The sequence below is a fragment of the Sphingobacterium pedocola genome (assembly GCF_015209965.1).
Classification (GTDB): domain Bacteria; phylum Bacteroidota; class Bacteroidia; order Sphingobacteriales; family Sphingobacteriaceae; genus Sphingobacterium; species Sphingobacterium pedocola.
In genome coordinates this window covers 293,945-310,488 of sequence record NZ_MU158691.1, presented here as the reverse complement: position 1 = coordinate 310,488, position 16,544 = coordinate 293,945, and the positions used below count along the sequence as shown (strand labels likewise).

The following is a 16,544-nucleotide window of genomic DNA, read 5'->3' as shown; positions in this document are numbered from 1 at the left end:
ACCAAAAATAAAACAACAGACGAAATGCCAACCGCAGATTCAAGCACATTTGGTTGCCCCAACGCACAGGCGACCGCTTCACAACAAAAAGAGCTTGAATTTTGCCTCCGCACGACAAAGATAATATTGACAAAATGATTTTAAACATTACGACCACTCATAAACCAGCGACCGACTTAGGTTATTTGCTACATAAGCATCCCGACAAATTTCAAACTTTGGAATTATCAGTTGGTAAAGCTCATGTGTTCTATCCTGAAAAAAGTGAAGAGAAAACAACTATAAGCATTTTACTTGACATCGACCCTATTGACATGGTTCGTGGAGCAAGAAATTTAGGTGGTGACGGCTTTGCTCTCGGACACTATGTAAACGACCGACCATATGTTGCTTCCTCATTTATGAGTGTGGCTTTATCAAAAGCATTTTCGTCCGCAATGAATGGGAAATGTAAGGACAAACCCGAATTAGTTGATGTAAAGCTTCCCTTTGAAGTTACCATTGCTGTTATTCCTGCACCAAAAGGTGGCGAAATTTTAATTAGAAAATTCTTTGAGCCGCTTGGCTACAAAGTTGAATTGATAAGACATCAATTAGATTCTAAATTTCCTGAATGGGGCGATAGTAAATATTTCACTTTGAAGTTAAACCATACAATTACCACAAAGGAATTGTTATCTCATCTTTATGTTCTAATTCCAACTTTGGACAATGACAAACATTATTTTGTTAGTGAAAATGAAATTGAAAAACTTTTGCAAAAAGGTGAAGGCTGGCTAAAAGAGCATCCTGAAAAAGAACAAATCATTAGGCGTTACTTAATCAATTTGAATTCCTTATCGAGACAAGCACTTGAAAGATTAAGTGAAGGCGAAGAAATTGGAGACTTAAGCGATGAGTTAATTGAAAAAACAGAAAAGCAAAAGCGAAAAGAAACATTACACGACAAACGAATAAAACTTGTAGCAGAGAAAATAACCGAATCAGGAGCAGAACGTGTTTTGGATTTAGGTTGTGGAGAAGGAAAATTGATTAGACAATTGATAAAACAAAAACAATTTTCTGAAATCGTTGGAATGGATATTTCTTACAATGAATTAATTAAAGCCAAGGAAAGACTACATTTTGATGAAATGTCTCCGAAACAAAAAGAAAGAATTAATTTGTTTCAAGGCTCCTTAACATACAAAGACCAACGATTAGAAGGATTTGATGCAGCAGCGGTAGTTGAAGTAATTGAACATTTAGACTTGAATCGTCTTAAAGCATTTGAACGAGTGTTATTTGAGTTCGCAAAACCTAAAACTGTTGTTCTAACTACACCAAACCAAGAGTTCAATGTAATGTGGGATAAATTAGATGCAGAAGAAATGCGACACGATGACCACCGTTTTGAATGGACAAGAAAAGAGTTTTTGGAATGGTCAAATAAAATTGGAAAAACATATAATTACAAAGTGGAGCTTTTCACTATTGGAGACGAAGTTGAAAATATAGGAGCTCCTTCACAAATGGCAATATTTACTTATGGAAATTAAAGTACCCGAATTATCGCTTGTAGTTTTAATTGGTGTTTCGGGTTCAGGAAAGAGCAGTTTCGCCAAAAAACATTTTAAACGAACAGAAATTTTATCTTCTGACGAATGCCGGGCATTGGTTTCAGACGATGAAAACAGTCAGTCAGCAACAAATGATGCTTTTGATGTTTTGTATTACATCGCAGGCAAACGATTGAAAAGTGGCTTGCTAACAGTTATTGATGCCACAAATGTCCAAAAGGAATCTCGCAAAGGACTAATTGAATTGGGAAGAACATATAATTGTTTGCCTGTTGCTATTGTTCTTGATTTACCTGAAAAAGTTTGTGAAGAAAGAAATCAAAGCAGACCAGACAGAAATTTCGGTGGACATGTAATTCGTCAGCAAAATCAGCAATTAAAAAAATCTATCAGGGGATTAAAGGACGAAGGTTTCAGACAAATATATATTCTAAAATCACTTGAAGAAGTTGATGCTGTTCTCGAAATCAAAAGAGAGAAATTATACAACGATAAAAAAGATGAAACTGGTCCATTCGACATCATTGGCGATGTTCACGGATGTTTTGACGAATTGCAAGAACTTCTTTTAAAATTGGGTTATTCTGTAAATCGGACTGATGAAACTGAAAAGAATTTTGGCTTTAGCGTTATTGCTCCTGAAAACAGAAAAGTAATATTCGTTGGCGATTTGGTTGACCGTGGCCCCGATTCACCAAGTGTTCTACGTTTGGTTATGAGCATGGTAAATTCAGGGGTTGCATATTGTGTTCCTGGTAATCATGACTTGAAATTGCAGAAATACTTAAATGGAAAGCAAGTTCAATTAAAGCATGGATTAGAAGTAACAGTTAAACAACTAGAAACAGAAACTGCACAATTCAAATCAACTGTTGAGAAATTTCTTTATGGATTAATCAGTCATTACGTATTTGACAATGGTAAATTGGTTGTGGCTCATGCTGGTCTTAAAGAAGAAATGCAAGGTCGTGGTTCAGGTGCAGTTCGTTCATTTTGCATGTACGGTGAAACAACAGGAGAAATTGATGAATTTGGTTTGCCTGTAAGACATAATTGGGCAAAGGAATATCGTGGAAAAGCAAAAGTTGTTTATGGACATACTCCAGTTCCTGAAGCGGAATGGTTAAATAAAACTATCGACATTGATACAGGCTGTGTGTTTGGCGGTAAGTTGACAGCTTTACGGTATCCAGAAGAAGAATTAGTTTCTGTAAAAGCCAAAATGGTTTATTGCGAACCGATAAGACCAATCAACTTTAATGAAAATCAAAACATACTTAGTTCGCAACAAGAGTATGACGATTTATTAAATATTGAAGATGTTACAGGCAAACGCATTGTACAAACAAGATTAAGAAATAACATAACCATTCGGGAAGAAAATTCCATCGCTGCACTGGAAATAATGAGCCGATTTGCAATTAACCCGAAATGGTTGATTTATCTTCCTCCGACCATGTCGCCTTGTGCGACCAGCGATATTCCTGAGTATTTAGAACATCCAGCTCAAGCCTTGAATTACTACAAAAAAAGAGGCGTTGAAAAAGTGGTTTGCGAAGAAAAACATATGGGTTCAAGGGCTGTATTGGTAATTTGTAAAGATGAAGAAACTGCGACAAAACGTTTTGGCGTTCAAAATGAAGGTATCGGAATTTGCTATACACGAACAGGAAGAAATTTTTTCAACGATGCTGAAATAGAAAAGGAATTTATCGGTCGTGTAAATCAATGTTTGACCAAAACAGTTTTTTGGGAGAAATTCAATACTGATTGGGTTTGCTTAGATGCTGAATTAATGCCTTGGTCTGCAAAAGCACAAGCATTACTTAAAGACCAGTACGCAGCAGTCGGTGCAGCCGCTGGTGGTGCTTTACCTGAAGTCGAACAGGCTTTACAATTAGCTTTTGACAGAGGAATTAAAGATGCTTTACCCTCATTGGAAAAATTTGCAGTAAAGAATAATGCAATTTCAAAATATATAAAAGCATATCAAAATTATTGCTGGACAGTTGACACTATTGACGATTACAAGCTAGCTCCATTTCACATTTTGGCAACCGAAGGACAAGTTCACGTTGACAAAACAAATGAATGGCACATGGAAAACATTGCCGAAATCTGTGCGGGTGACACCAAACTATTTACGGCGACTCCTTACAAAATTGTGAATCTTAACGACCAGACAAGTTATAACGAAGCTGTAAACTGGTGGATGGAATTAACTAAAAAAGGTGGAGAAGGAATGGTAGTAAAACCTTACGACTTTATATCAATAGGGACAGAAGGTCTTTTACAACCTGCTGTGAAATGCCGAGGAAGTGAATATTTAAGAATTATTTACGGCCCTGAATATGATCTGCCTGAGAATATTGAAAGACTAAAAAACCGTGGACTTTCGAGAAAACAATCTTTAGCAATCAGAGAATTTGCGTTAGGTGTTGAAGGACTGGAACGGTTTGTAAAAAAAGAACCATTAAGACGAATACATGAAAGTGTTTTTGGAGTATTAGCATTAGAAAGCGAAGATGTTGACCCACGACTATAAGCCGACCCTTCGCAGTCATACACATTGGCAAGCCGCACAATGTACCCCCCTATCTGGCGCGAGCATTAGAGTAACGGTGCTCGTTCCTATAAAGATAATTACCAGATACTAACTAAAGATATTTTTCGTTATCAAATTCGTTCAAAAAAGGAAGCCTTGGCAATATAATAAAGCCAAGGCCTTTTTATGCTTCGGCTTCGAGGTCTTGGCTTCGCTTTTATCAATTTACTTCGTAGGAACATGCTACTATCGGTCTAGCTCCGCGTCTGTTTAGTCTACTAGCTAAACTATTTTATAATTGGTCTGGATTTCTTATCTTGCAGACTATCGTATGTTTATGCCGATAGTATTATTGAAAGCGAGAAGCGAAATATCGATATGGTGAAGGTAAAATAAATTAATATGAACAGTAACAAAAACAATAGAGAAAGAGAAGACGGTATTTTGGATATTGCCTTTCTTACAGCGCCACTGGTTGGCATTTTTGCTATTTTATTATCAAAGGATCGATCACAGGCTATGAAGATCACCGCTTTATTAGCTACTGTTGTTGGATTAATTGCAGCAGTGATAAATCACAATGTTTATTAAGATTTTAAGGTGAAATCCACTAGCTAAAAAATAGATAACCAAGGGTGTGAGTTACACGCTCGTCGTAGATTCAAGCTACGATAAGTAGTTTTCTAAAAGTTAGTGTTGGGCATAAAAAAAGCGTCCTGATTCAGAACGCTTATGATCTTAACCAATCCAAATTATCCATAATTTCTTCCAGATGATGACTACGCAATATTAGAGACTGCACGTTTTAATTATATATTAGTTTTTCTCGGAAATTTGCAATCACATAATATGTCTATATTTCTACGACGATATCTTCATTAAACATATTATCGACATTGATTAGCCCGATCAAGAATTTATTGAACTCAGTATTCTTCGTATTGGCATACAAAACCCCTCGTGCTGTTCCCGTAGCAACCATGGCTAAATGCTTTCCAAAACCGCAAGGCAAAATCAACTTATTTTTTTGCAGCAAAGTACCGAACGCTTCTTCTTTAATTTCAAAATAACAGGTTATCTCTTGTTTTATTAAGGGGAGCTCATCTTTATTCAATAGAAACTCCATCGATACCGCAATCACTTTGTTGTCCGTATCGCCACCGAAGCCAAAGCCAACTTGTTGTTGAATGAGTGCATCGACCGTGAGCGTATCTTCAAAGACAGAAAACTGATTTTCCTCTATTTTTACAATTTTGAAAGGAATAGGTAATTTCTTTTTACTCATATTAATTGGCTATAGCGTACGGGTTTTCATAAACTCTATTCTCGTTCATTGTGATACGAGGCACTAAGCGCTTTTGGGTAACGGAAACATCATACACTTCTGAATATGTAAACCTCACCTCTTCAACAAGCTTTTGATCTTTCTTAGTGGCAACAGCAATTAATTCCACACCCAATACCTCACTTAAATTCACCAGGGTCTCAATTGTAAAATTCTCATTTCCTTTGACCCATTTGTTCACCTGCTGGGGAGATACGCCCATTTTTTCTGCTAAATCTTTTTGTTTCCACCCCAACGCATCCAATCGTTCTAAAATCTCAAAAGCGATCAGGTTAGACAGCTTGCTATACTTTTTATTCGTAAGTCTTGCCTTGGCTCTTTCTACCGTTTTGGTCTCTTCTTTAGAAACCAAAGTCAGAAATTTTTCTTTGTTGGTCATCTTAATCTTCGTTTAGAAATTCAAAAAATGAATCCTCATCAAAAATGTCATTATTTTTCAAATAGTCCTTCGCACGGTTCAATTTATTCAATTCTTCTCTCGTGTGCGCTCTATCTTCCATCAAATGATGTAATGGTAATTTTATCGCTCCTCCCGTGATTACAAACGTACCTTCTTCTATTTTGACCGCATATAGGCGTAGACTATGCTGCCTACCCTTTTGCAGTGACAAAACTTTTAATTGAAACTCGCTATTATGTAATGGCCGAAAGAAATTTGATAAAGACTCATCATCAGATTCTGTTATTTTTATAAGTTGTTCATCGATATGGATCGCATCCTCACGAATATATTCGACAAATTGCCTCTTATTTCTGTTTGTCGGGATATCAGCTTCATTTTCAATTAAAAAACCCCTTATATATTCTGTATCCGTCCATAAGTTCAATAACCTATCATACTCATTATCCTCCTCTCCATCATACTGGAAGGCGAATAATCGATATGCAAATATATTGACAATTTTCATTAAATCAACTTATAGGCTTATTTTTTATTAAATCTTTACAATTCCGAGATATTAAACATTTGCTTTAAAAGTTTTTTCAAAGGCTATTGATTTGTTTCCGAATCCATACGGGTGCATATACTACTTGATTTTGCATCACTTTCTCATCTAGCTTTTTTACGGCTTGCTTGACGGTCTCTAAAAAATCTTCTGTAACATCCTGTTGTCCTTTCTCCTTAAAGGCCTGCACAATAAGATGCAATAACTCGTCCTTTATGGCAAAGCTTTTGGGAACAGTTCGTTTAAATTTGATGGTTCGATTTCCTATTTTCACTTCACGTTGCGAGCCATCAGTAAGAAAAACCGCCTTTAATGGTACTTGTGTCGTAAGCCCCAGTAAATACAGCGTCATTACACCTGTTGGAGCGATACGAGCTTTATCTCTTTTAGTAATTTCCTTTGCAACCTCTCCTATATTAGGATGTATCGTACCGAGCAAAGGATCTTTTTTTGGTTTGATGTAAATACCATGAGCCAGTCTTTCAATAACACCATCATTCTCTAGACGGAAAAGCGTCAGCCGGATATTTTCCGGTGTAGCAAAATCTTAAAGTCGTCAGCGAAAAATAACTCACCACGAACGATTTTAAAATTTTGTTTTCTATCTTATTTTTAGCTATTTCCGGCATTTATAAAGTCATGATGTTGTAACAAATTTAGCAAATATTTGTTACAACAAAAATGGTATTGGAGATTAAAGTTGTTAAGTGAAATTATTTCATGAGCTCGTTGCACTCGGTTTGGATACTCGTCAAGCACACTTATCTTTGTAGATGTGCACATCTGCAAAGATAAGTGTGCTTTATTTGACATACATCTGCAACTGACCAATGTCTTGATGCGTGAGTTTATGGGTTTTGATTTCAACAAAAGACGTTCGTACAAACTACTGTAAATCTGCCTTTCCAATTGACGTACTGTCCAATTATTTTTTATTGTTTCAGCAATATAAAACTCTCTTTTGTCCTGATTATCAAGCCTGATGAGTAATTTATATTGGCTCCAGTTCAATTGCGAATACAGTGTATTCGCAATTGGAAAAACACGATAGAATTGTCGGAACAACTCAATTTGCCGCCTCGAATATCCACTTCCAAACTCGGGCTGCAGTTGTTCTGAAAGGTATTTGATAAGAACATATTTAGTATGTATTAGTTTTTATAGATGCCCTATTTTCACGAAGCTCTTGCAGAATCAAAGCGTCCAATGTGATACGATAATATTCGGCGAGCTTGGCCAACAATACTATGGAAGGCTCTGCAAGACCATATTCATACTTAGAATAGCGGGAACGCGTAATACCAAGATCGTTCGCAAGCTCCTGTTGGGATCTCCCTTTGCGTGCGCGCAGATACTTCATATTTTCAGACAGATACAACATTGTTCCAATTTTGAACTACAATATTACTAATTAATTTAGTATTTAAACCTAGCTTTGATAAAATTTAACACGGGAGGCTATAGATGGAACGCGCAATTGTACATATGGACCTGGATACATTTTTCGTATCCTGCGAACGGCTCAACAACGATAAACTGAAGGGGATACCCGTCATCGTGGGCGGTGGGGAACGTGGCGTGGTGGCTTCCTGCTCGTATGAGGCACGCTTCTACGGGGTACGCTCGGCCATGCCCATCAAGATGGCGCTGCGCCTATGCCCCGAAGCCCGCGTGGTAAAGGGCGATATGGAGATGTACTCCCGCCTGTCGCAGACTGTAACGCAGGTGATCGAAGAAAAGGCACCTGTAGTCGAGAAGGCTAGCATCGATGAGCATTACCTCGACATCTCCGGAATGGACAAATTCTTCGGCGCTTACAAATGGACGGAGGAACTTTCGCAGTCCATCACCCACCATACGGGCCTGCCGATCAGCTTTGCCCTCTCCGTAAACAAGACCGTGGCCAAGATCGGTACGGGTGAGGCCAAGCCAACGGGCAGGAAAGAGATCCGGCAGGAGATGGTGAAACCTTTCCTGAGCCCCCTATCGATCAAAAAGATACCCATGCTGGGCGATACGACCTTTCAGCTGCTCTCGCGCATCGGGATCCGCCAGATCTATACCCTCGCGGAGATGCCCGTGGAGGTGCTGCAGCAGATGATCGGCAAGAACGGCATCGATATCTGGAAGAAGGCTAACGGCATAGACCATAGCCCGGTGGAACCTTATACGGAGCGTAAATCGATCTCGACCGAACATACCTTCGGACAGGATACGATCGATATGGCCAAACTGCGTGGACTGATAACGGGGATGGTGGAGAAGCTGGCCTACCAGCTCCGCAGCGAGCAGTGGCTGACCTGCACGGTGGTGCTCAAGATACGCTATTCGAACTTTGACACCGAGAGCCGGCAGTGCCGTATTCCCTACACCTCGGCCGACCATACGCTCTCGCGCAGCGTAATGGAGCTTTTCGACAAACTGTACAACCGCCGCATGCGAATACGGCTGGTGGGTGTGCGCTTTACCAACCTGGTGCGGGGCAGCCTGCAGATCAACCTGTTTGAGGATACGCAGGAAATGGTATCGCTGTACCAGGCGATGGACCGTATCAAAAACCGCTTCGGATACGATAAGGTGGGCAAAGCGTCGGGATTCAGGCTTTCACCGAAAAAGGAGAAATAGCCCATGTACCTGAACTGCCACTCGTTTCATAGCCTGCGCTACGGCACCCTATCACTGGAGACACTTGTTGCCCGCGCGCGGGCGCTGGATATCGCCGCGCTCGCCCTGACGGATATCAATACGGTAACGGGAATATACGACTTTACACGGGCCTGCCTCAAAGCGGGGATAAAACCGATCGTGGGCATGGAGATCCGCAACGATGACCGCCTGCTGTACATCGGCCTGGCGAAAAAGCAATCGGGTATCGGCGAACTGTGCAGGCTGCTTACCGCCCGTAACTGCGACGGTATAGCGCTGCCTACCATAGCGCCCGACTTTGCGGAGGTAACGGTGATCTATCCGCTCCCTAATGTGCCGCCGGAGCTGAAAGCGCACGAGTATGTGGGGGTACGCCCCTCGGAGGTAAACCTGCTGATACGGCCGGAATGGAAGCGGTACTTGGAGCGGATGCTGATCCTGAGTCCAGTGACGATTTCCAATAAAACAGAGCACAACCTGCACCGCATTCTGCGGGCCATAGACCGCAATGTGATCCTCTCCAGACTTGAACCGCAGGACGTATGTGCTATAGGGGAAACGATGGAACCGGTCGACAAACTGCTGGAGGTATACCGCGATTATCCGCAGCTGATCGCCAATACGGTGATGGTGATGGAGGGCTGTAATTTTGAATTTGACTTTACCACGCCCAAAAACAAAAAATACTATACGGATAGCCGGCAGGGGGACGCTACATTCCTGACGGGCCTCGCAAGGGCGGGACTGAAAAAGCGCTACGGCGAAAACCATGTGGCCGCCCGCGAGCGGATGGAAAAGGAACTGAAGGTGATCGATGAGCTGGGATTCAGCGGTTATTTTCTGATTACCTGGGACATCATCCGCTACAGCAACAGCATGGGTTTTATGCATATCGGCCGCGGCAGTGGTGCCAACAGCATCATCGCCTACTGCCTGGGGATTACGGATATCTGCCCGCTGGAACTGGACCTCTACTTTGAACGCTTCCTGAACCTGAACCGCAAGACACCGCCGGACTTTGACATCGACTGGAGCTGGCAGGACCGGGATACCATACTGGAGTATATCTTTGACCGCTACGGCAGGGACCACGTGGCGTTCTGTGGTACGAATGTGGAATTTAAGTACCGCTCGATATTCCGCGAGGTAGGCAAGGTATTCGGACTGCCCAAGGAGGAGCTGGATGCTCTGGCGACGCAGTCGGTCGATATGCACGACGACAGCGCGGTAGTGAAGCTGGTGCACAAATACGGCAGGATGCTGGAGAAATATCCGAACCAGCGGAGCATGCACTCCTGCGGGATCCTGATCTCGGAGGAGCCGATTACGGATTACTCGGCGCTGGAGATGCCGCCAAAGGGATTCCCGATCGTGCAGTTTGACATGCATGTTGCCGAGGAGATCGGACTGGAGAAATTTGATATCCTGAGCCAGCGCGGTATCGGCAGCATCAACGATGCAGCGAAGCTGATCCGTAAGAACCGGGGCATACAGGTGGATATACGGGATACGGCCCTATCCAAGAATGAGGCTCGCTGCAATGAATTTCTGAGCCGTGGGCAGACGATCGGCTGCTTCTACATCGAATCGCCGGCGATGCGCGGCCTGCTGCGCCGCCTGAAATGTGCGGACTACCCGACGCTGGTGGCGGCTTCTTCGATCATCCGCCCGGGGGTTGCCCAGTCGGGCATGATGAAGGAGTACATCTTCCGCCACAACTGCCCCGACAGCTTTGAATATTTTCATGAGGTGTTTGAGGAGCACCTGGGGGATACGTACGGCATCATGGTGTACCAGGAGGATGTGATCAAGATTGCCATGCACTTCGGTGGCCTCTCTGCTGCCGACGGGGATGTGCTGCGCCGAGCGATGAGTGGCAAGGGACGCTCGCTGGCGGCCCTGCAGCGGGTGAAGGATAATTTCTTTGCTTCCTGCGCGGCTATTGGACATCCCGAGGGGCTGAGCCGTGAGGTGTACCGGCAGATTGAATCGTTTGCGGGCTATTCGTTCTGCAAGGCGCACTCGGCTTCCTATGCCGTGGAAAGCTACCAGAGCTTGTACCTCAAGGTACACTACCCGATTGAATTTATGGTGGCGGTGATCAATAACCAGGGTGGATTTTACCGCACGGAGGTGTATGTGCACGAGGCGCGGATGTCGGGGGCCAGGGTTACGACGCCCTGTGTGAATAACAGCGACTACGAGACGACGGTAGACGGGGATGAGGTTTTTCTGGGCTTTATGCACCTGCAGAGCCTGGAATCGCGCCTGGCACGGCTTATCCCGGAGGAACGGGCGCAACATGGTGCTTTCTGCTCGCTGGAGGATTTCATACAGCGGATCCCCATCGGTATCGAGGGGGTGCAGATCCTGATCTTTATCGGTGCCTTCCGCTTTACGGGAAAAAGCAAAAATGAACTGCTGGTGCAGGCACGGCTACTGCTTGTGAATTTTAGGCCGCAGGACAGAAACCTGATGCTGATACGGGAGCCGGCAAAGGAGTATAAGCTGCCTGTGCTGGAGCGGTCGGCTTTTGAAGATGCCTTTGACGAGATCGAACTGCTCAGCTTTCCGGTGTCGTGCAGTCCGTTTGACCTGCTGCAGACGCGGTACCGCGGTGATGTGATGGCACGGGACCTGACGGCGCACCACAAACGGCAGGTGAAGATGCTGGCCTATCTGATATCGCGCAAACACGTGCCCACCAAAAGGGGTACGATGTTCTTCGGTACGTGGATCGACGTAAATGGCGACTACTTTGATACGGCACACTTCCCCGACTCGCTCCAACATTCTCCTTTTAAGGGCGGTGGCTGCTACCTGCTGCTGGGTACCGTGGAGGTGGACTACCACTTCCCTACCCTTACCATCCATAAGATGGCGAAGCTGCCGTTTATCCCCGACCCGCGCTATGCGCACGATAAGAAGCATGCCTTTGATGTACACCGGCAGATCCGCGAGGATGTAAGCATGACCGACCGCGCCCCCTACCCCCAGGAGCACGAGATCGGATTGCCGAGAAGGAAAATGGGTGGGTGAAACTTATTGGCATGAATTGATGTTAGTTATGTACTAAAGATGGATTATAATTTACAACGCTTTCTGGATGCGCAAAACCAGATGTATATGAGGGCTTTGTCCGAAATAAAAAGGGGCAGAAAGGAATCGCACTGGATGTGGTTTATATTTCCACAGCTCAAAGGTCTTGGGCAGAGTGATACGGCGAAATACTATGCCATATCGGGCTTGCGTGAAGCGGCAGCCTTCCTGAAACACCCCGTGCTGGGAAAGCACCTTATTGAAAGCTCTGAATTACTGCTCACTCTCCGTGGTAAATCGGCTATTGAAATATTTGGACATCCTGATGATCTTAAACTCTGTTCGTCGATGACATTATTTGCCAACGTGGAAAACAGCCCTATAGTTTTTGATTCGGTAATCGACCGTTATTTTGGTGGTGTACAGGATGAGGCGACGCTGAGGCTGTTGAAAAAACTGTGAAAGGTGCTCTTTAATATGGATCATACTCTATAAGCCCCTATTCTGCTTGCAAAAAAGCGTCCTGAAAAATCAAAAAGCAGACGATGGAACAGTATCATAAAAAAGGAAACGCTAGTGGATATAATTTCCATAGATTTCTACCCGAAACAATTTGTATTGTTTATTCTGATCTCTGACAAAAAGGAGTTCATAAGTTTTACCAGGTCTTCGTGTAGTCAGTTCTAAAACGGGGAATCTCCTGAAAAACTGATCTGAAGAAACCAACTCCTGAAAGTCCTTCAGAAAAGTATTGGTCAGATCACGGGGAAAACGATCATATCTGATGTCAAGACTATCCAAATTTATCGCTTTCGTAATCAGCTCCCTCATGGAAGAATACGCTGAAGAGGAAAGAAACTCGGTTTTGCCTATGCTCATATCATCTACCCATAAAGTATCCAACAACAATTTTCCGAGTTGGCCATTCTTTTTCAAATACGATTTAAATTCCTCTTTTAAATTAATGAACGATAAATATTTTCCATCTACCGTTTTTATGTTCACACGATGAGGCAAAGGGACTTCGGCTTCTATTTTTGAGTAGAAGTCGATATCCTGATTTATTTTTTTTATTTCAAGTAGATCGTCCACCAATACGACTCCATTGGTATCCAACAGGAACTTTTTACCACCAACCCAATTCCAATATTCCGAACCTGGCTGTATAGGTTCGCTTTTCGCATCCTTCTTTCCGATCAACATGCCATTTTTAACGGATGACAATTGATTATACTCGCTGGGTACCCGTATATTTCCTTTCCAGTCGTATAGACCTTCCCGTTCCGTATTACGGTCAGGATATCCACCTACCGAAAACCGAATAAACCCATCCGACTCTACATCATATGAGAAATCAAATGCCCATAAACTATCCCGACCAAATTTTTTACCATTTTTGTTTAAATAGAACATTCCTATAGCTGTATCCAGACTACTTACAGCGCCAACAGTATAAATCACTGGAGGACAAAAGATCGGATTGTATACAGGCGGCAAAACGGTATCTCCACTTTCATCGATATAGCCTATTCTTTCCCCATCATCTGACGAGAAACTTCGAATATATTCATTCCACGTTATGGGGAGTTCCTTAACTGGAGTGCCACAACCTAACAAAAGTAATAATAAGCTTAATAAAAGTAGTTTAGAAAAGTTCATCATATATAATTGTACTAAATATAAGGTAAAAAAAAACAAATATTCCGTATCTTTTAAGAATTTACAGCTCAACATGCTCAAGAAACGAACTGCCATAATACTTATAGGACCGAATCGTATTGCTAGCGTAACACGGCGCGGTTAGCTTTATTTCAAAGGCTTTAAGTATTCTTTCGCTATTCATTCTCGTATAACAGCCGCATCACTATAATTACTTCGCTATTCATAACAAAAAACACAGCTAATCAACATCATTTCAGAACATTACAAAAATATAAAAACACAAAAAACGAAACACGTCTATAGGGATGGTTTAGCGAACCCACGGTAAGGAGCTCAGCGAAGCTAAATATTCTGTATATTAGTTCGCTATTACAGCTGCTACAAGCAAGCCTAAAAGACGACACTACAAGAAATGGAAATTTGGCAATACATAGAAATTTTAAGACGACCTAACAAGACTTGGCTTTTTTCAAAGGACAATACGGACGAGAAGATTAACGCCTTGACAAAAATTGCCAATAATGGTTATCCAGGCCTTATATACAGTATAACAGAATTTCTAAAAGACAACAACAAAGAAATAAGGGGAACTACTTGCAGGACAATTATTCACTTATTTAAAAAAATTGACAGCAGAAAGGGATATTACGACACTCTCAAACATTGTAGTATTTCAAAAAGTGACATTGACTTTTATGAAGCAAATTTTCCGAAGGAACAATATATAGAGTTGTTAGCAATTAGTTCATTAAACGGAAGTGGATACGTAAGAGAAAAAGCAGTTAAAAAACTTTCACAAGTTGACAGTTCAAGAGCTGTACAATTCCTAATATATCGTTTAGCTGATTGGGTTTTGCCAGTTCGACAAGCTGCACGAAATGGAATTGACAACTACAAGAAAACCAACTACATTGACAGCTTAATCGAAAATTTACCAATTTTTGAGTGGCTCCAAAAAGTTGAGCGGACAGACCTACGTCCAATTTACCAAGATATTGTTAACTTCATTGCTTTTACAAACAGGGCATATGTAATTGAAAACTTCAAAAAATACCCAGATAAACTTAGAATTTTATTAGCAAAACATATTTCAAGTTCGCTCGCCGACAATTCACAAGAATTAAAACTGTTATTAAACGACAAACATTTTTTGATTAGGAACTTAACAATAAACCATTTTGACAAACTTGGACAAGCGCAAATAGAACAATTATTGAATGACAAATCAGCGAATGTTCGACTTCAAACACTTTATTGCTTAAAAGAGCAAAACGGTTTTGAAACAACTGCAAAGAAATTTTTAGCGGACAATTCAGCTACAATAAGACATTTTGCAAGGTTCACGCTCAAACAATCAAACAGTGACTTTGCTAAATTTTACAATGACAACTTACATGAAAACAAACAAATCATTGGGTCATTAAGCGGACTTGCTGAAACTGACGGTAAAAATTATTCGGAAACAGTTAAGTCATATCTGAAAGATAATAAAATAAGAATTAAAAAGACAGCGTTTTTAGCTCTTTGCAAACTTGATGAAGAAGATGCTTATGACTTTGCATTTGCGAACCTTGACAGCAAATATCTTGGTCTTAGAAACGTAATCATTGAATTTCTATCGAACATTCCGCGACAAGAGGTATTGACTAAGGCAAAAAGCATATACGAAACAGGCAATTATGACTTGAAAAAATCAATGCTCAAACTCTTTAACAAAGTTGGCGGTTGGACAGCAATTCCCGACTTAATGATTGGAACTATTGACGAAAATGAAAATATAAGACAATTGGCATTTGGCTATTTACAAATTTGGAGAACAAGAGCAGTAAGACTATTTTCTACACCGAAACAAGTTGAAATTGAAAGAGCAAAACAGATTTTCAATTTCGTAAACGAGATACAGGAAGACAAACAATATTTTAAAACAAACCCAGTAGATGGACTTGATTTTTATTTCAAATGACATCGAGCCAGCTTGTAACAGCCGTTTTGCAAAAGCCGGCGGGTCGTGCCTCTATGACAGTGAAGTGCTGAAAATCCCCGCATTCGGCAAACCCCGAACCGGTTATGTGTAACCGTAAGACGATCCAGTAGACAATGACATTAAAACAAAATCAAATATTATGAGCTTTTTTAAAAGATTATTTGGCAAACACGACAAACCTACACCAAGAGAATTTACAGAACAAGAACACGAGCTTGATTATGAACAAAAATCAAAGGGACTTGAAAATGTGCTTGGAAAAATGCACGACTTGGTCGGCCACGCAATAATTCCCTTTGCAGTTGGTGGAGCAGTAGATATGTATTATTTTCCAAACCATATCAAAGGAACAGGTTTTGCAACAATGGAACTTTTAGAACCTGATGGGACAGGGCCATTACCCAACAGACTCGGGACATATGAACTTATAGCATTCACAAAACACCACTACCACAACAGTGAAGAAAGTCAGACACCATTCAATCTGATAGAAAGGAAAATTTGTGGCATTTTCACAACAATTGGTTTTTTTTCAAAGGAAGCAGTTTTAAATCCTAATGAGACTTGTGAAGTTCCAAACGGTATAGGTGAAGAAAATTCTTGTTTAGTATTTGACCTTTATCAACCAGACGATAAAGAATTTAGAATTGGCGACAGAAAGCATCACTTGTTATTGTGCTTGCAGATTTTCAGAAGTGAAATGGATTTTGCGAGAGAAAACGGAAGTGAAGAACTTTTCAAAAAACTAAAACAAGCAGGATACTATCCGTACAGTGACTTAGACAGGCAATCAGTTGCATAAATAAGATGAATAGAA

Annotated in this window: 15 protein-coding genes; 8 read left to right on the top strand and 7 right to left on the bottom strand. The window is 41.5% G+C overall.

Annotation, left to right across the window (positions count from 1 at the left end; genetic code table 11):
• Positions 1–134: 134 nt before the first annotated feature.
• The 3 genes from C4F40_RS17265 (at position 135) to C4F40_RS17255 (ending at position 4,695) form a co-directional block, all read left to right on the top strand.
• Entirely contained in the window at positions 135–1,538 is a 1,404-nt protein-coding gene (locus C4F40_RS17265; RefSeq protein WP_196940665.1) for a 3' terminal RNA ribose 2'-O-methyltransferase Hen1, read from the top strand.
• On the top strand, positions 1,528–4,104 hold the full coding sequence (locus tag C4F40_RS17260; protein ID WP_196940664.1) for a polynucleotide kinase-phosphatase: 2,577 nt from the start codon (positions 1,528–1,530) through the stop codon (positions 4,102–4,104). The genes C4F40_RS17265 and C4F40_RS17260 overlap by 11 nt, the downstream gene beginning before the upstream one ends.
• 402 nt (positions 4,105–4,506) lie before the next feature.
• On the top strand, positions 4,507–4,695 hold the full coding sequence (locus C4F40_RS17255) for a hypothetical protein (RefSeq protein WP_196940663.1): 189 nt from the start codon (positions 4,507–4,509) through the stop codon (positions 4,693–4,695).
• A gap of 262 nt (positions 4,696–4,957) precedes the next feature.
• Here C4F40_RS17255 and C4F40_RS17250 read toward each other — a convergent pair whose 3' ends face one another.
• The 6 genes from C4F40_RS17250 to C4F40_RS17225 form a co-directional block, all read right to left on the bottom strand.
• On the bottom strand, positions 4,958–5,389 hold the full coding sequence (locus C4F40_RS17250) for a hypothetical protein (protein WP_196940662.1): 432 nt from the start codon (positions 5,387–5,389) through the stop codon (positions 4,958–4,960).
• 1 nt (position 5,390) lies between these two features.
• Positions 5,391–5,828, bottom strand: a complete 438-nt coding sequence (locus tag C4F40_RS17245) for a helix-turn-helix transcriptional regulator (protein ID WP_196940661.1) — start codon at positions 5,826–5,828, stop codon at positions 5,391–5,393.
• Position 5,829: 1 nt separating this feature from the next.
• Positions 5,830–6,357, bottom strand: a complete 528-nt coding sequence (locus C4F40_RS17240) for a hypothetical protein (RefSeq protein WP_196940660.1) — start codon at positions 6,355–6,357, stop codon at positions 5,830–5,832.
• Positions 6,358–6,433: 76 nt separating this feature from the next.
• Positions 6,434–6,883 (bottom strand): DUF6088 family protein, encoded by a 450-nt coding sequence (locus C4F40_RS17235; protein ID WP_231390127.1) that lies wholly within the window; start codon positions 6,881–6,883, stop codon positions 6,434–6,436.
• Positions 6,884–7,008: 125 nt separating this feature from the next.
• Positions 7,009–7,527 (bottom strand): DUF1016 N-terminal domain-containing protein, encoded by a 519-nt coding sequence (locus C4F40_RS21630; protein WP_262894834.1) that lies wholly within the window; start codon positions 7,525–7,527, stop codon positions 7,009–7,011.
• Between the two features lie 10 nt (positions 7,528–7,537).
• On the bottom strand, positions 7,538–7,756 hold the full coding sequence (locus C4F40_RS17225; protein WP_196940658.1) for a helix-turn-helix domain-containing protein: 219 nt from the start codon (positions 7,754–7,756) through the stop codon (positions 7,538–7,540).
• A 104-nt stretch (positions 7,757–7,860) separates the two neighbouring features.
• Here C4F40_RS17225 and dinB point away from each other — a divergent pair, with 104 nt between their 5' ends.
• The 3 genes from dinB to C4F40_RS17210 are packed head-to-tail and all read left to right on the top strand — an operon-like array spanning position 7,861 to position 12,543.
• The gene (dinB, locus tag C4F40_RS17220; protein ID WP_196940657.1) at positions 7,861–9,021 is read left to right on the top strand and encodes a DNA polymerase IV; all 1,161 of its coding nucleotides are present in this window, start codon (positions 7,861–7,863) and stop codon (positions 9,019–9,021) included.
• 3 nt (positions 9,022–9,024) lie between these two features.
• Positions 9,025–12,081, top strand: coding sequence for a DNA polymerase III subunit alpha (locus C4F40_RS17215; protein WP_196940656.1), 3,057 nt, complete (start codon positions 9,025–9,027; stop codon positions 12,079–12,081).
• A gap of 39 nt (positions 12,082–12,120) precedes the next feature.
• On the top strand, positions 12,121–12,543 hold the full coding sequence (locus C4F40_RS17210; protein ID WP_196940655.1) for a DUF1810 domain-containing protein: 423 nt from the start codon (positions 12,121–12,123) through the stop codon (positions 12,541–12,543).
• Positions 12,544–12,654: 111 nt separating this feature from the next.
• Here the strand turns inward: C4F40_RS17210 and C4F40_RS17205 are convergent, their stop codons facing one another.
• Complete coding sequence (locus C4F40_RS17205; protein WP_196940654.1) at positions 12,655–13,743, bottom strand: hypothetical protein; 1,089 nt, start codon at positions 13,741–13,743, stop codon at positions 12,655–12,657.
• Between the two features lie 412 nt (positions 13,744–14,155).
• Here C4F40_RS17205 and C4F40_RS17200 point away from each other — a divergent pair, with 412 nt between their 5' ends.
• Entirely contained in the window at positions 14,156–15,706 is a 1,551-nt protein-coding gene (locus C4F40_RS17200; RefSeq protein ID WP_196940653.1) for a hypothetical protein, read from the top strand.
• Positions 15,707–15,866: 160 nt separating this feature from the next.
• The gene (locus tag C4F40_RS17195; protein WP_196940652.1) at positions 15,867–16,529 is read left to right on the top strand and encodes a suppressor of fused domain protein; all 663 of its coding nucleotides are present in this window, start codon (positions 15,867–15,869) and stop codon (positions 16,527–16,529) included.
• Positions 16,530–16,544: the final 15 nt, after the last annotated feature.

What these genes read in the sequence shown, in the direction of transcription:
- C4F40_RS17265 (WP_196940665.1), top strand. Translation starts at nt 135, where the DNA reads ATGATTTTAAACATTACGACCACTCATAAACCAGCGACCGACTTAGGT.
- C4F40_RS17260 (WP_196940664.1), top strand. Translation starts at nt 1,528, where the DNA reads ATGGAAATTAAAGTACCCGAATTATCGCTTGTAGTTTTAATTGGTGTT.
- C4F40_RS17255 (WP_196940663.1), top strand. Translation starts at nt 4,507, where the DNA reads ATGAACAGTAACAAAAACAATAGAGAAAGAGAAGACGGTATTTTGGAT.
- C4F40_RS17250 (WP_196940662.1), bottom strand. Translation starts at nt 5,389, where the DNA reads ATGAGTAAAAAGAAATTACCTATTCCTTTCAAAATTGTAAAAATAGAG.
- C4F40_RS17245 (WP_196940661.1), bottom strand. Translation starts at nt 5,828, where the DNA reads ATGACCAACAAAGAAAAATTTCTGACTTTGGTTTCTAAAGAAGAGACC.
- C4F40_RS17240 (WP_196940660.1), bottom strand. Translation starts at nt 6,357, where the DNA reads ATGAAAATTGTCAATATATTTGCATATCGATTATTCGCCTTCCAGTAT.
- C4F40_RS17225 (WP_196940658.1), bottom strand. Translation starts at nt 7,756, where the DNA reads ATGAAGTATCTGCGCGCACGCAAAGGGAGATCCCAACAGGAGCTTGCG.
- dinB (WP_196940657.1), top strand. Translation starts at nt 7,861, where the DNA reads ATGGAACGCGCAATTGTACATATGGACCTGGATACATTTTTCGTATCC.
- C4F40_RS17215 (WP_196940656.1), top strand. Translation starts at nt 9,025, where the DNA reads ATGTACCTGAACTGCCACTCGTTTCATAGCCTGCGCTACGGCACCCTA.
- C4F40_RS17210 (WP_196940655.1), top strand. Translation starts at nt 12,121, where the DNA reads ATGGATTATAATTTACAACGCTTTCTGGATGCGCAAAACCAGATGTAT.
- C4F40_RS17205 (WP_196940654.1), bottom strand. Translation starts at nt 13,743, where the DNA reads ATGATGAACTTTTCTAAACTACTTTTATTAAGCTTATTATTACTTTTG.
- C4F40_RS17200 (WP_196940653.1), top strand. Translation starts at nt 14,156, where the DNA reads ATGGAAATTTGGCAATACATAGAAATTTTAAGACGACCTAACAAGACT.
- C4F40_RS17195 (WP_196940652.1), top strand. Translation starts at nt 15,867, where the DNA reads ATGAGCTTTTTTAAAAGATTATTTGGCAAACACGACAAACCTACACCA.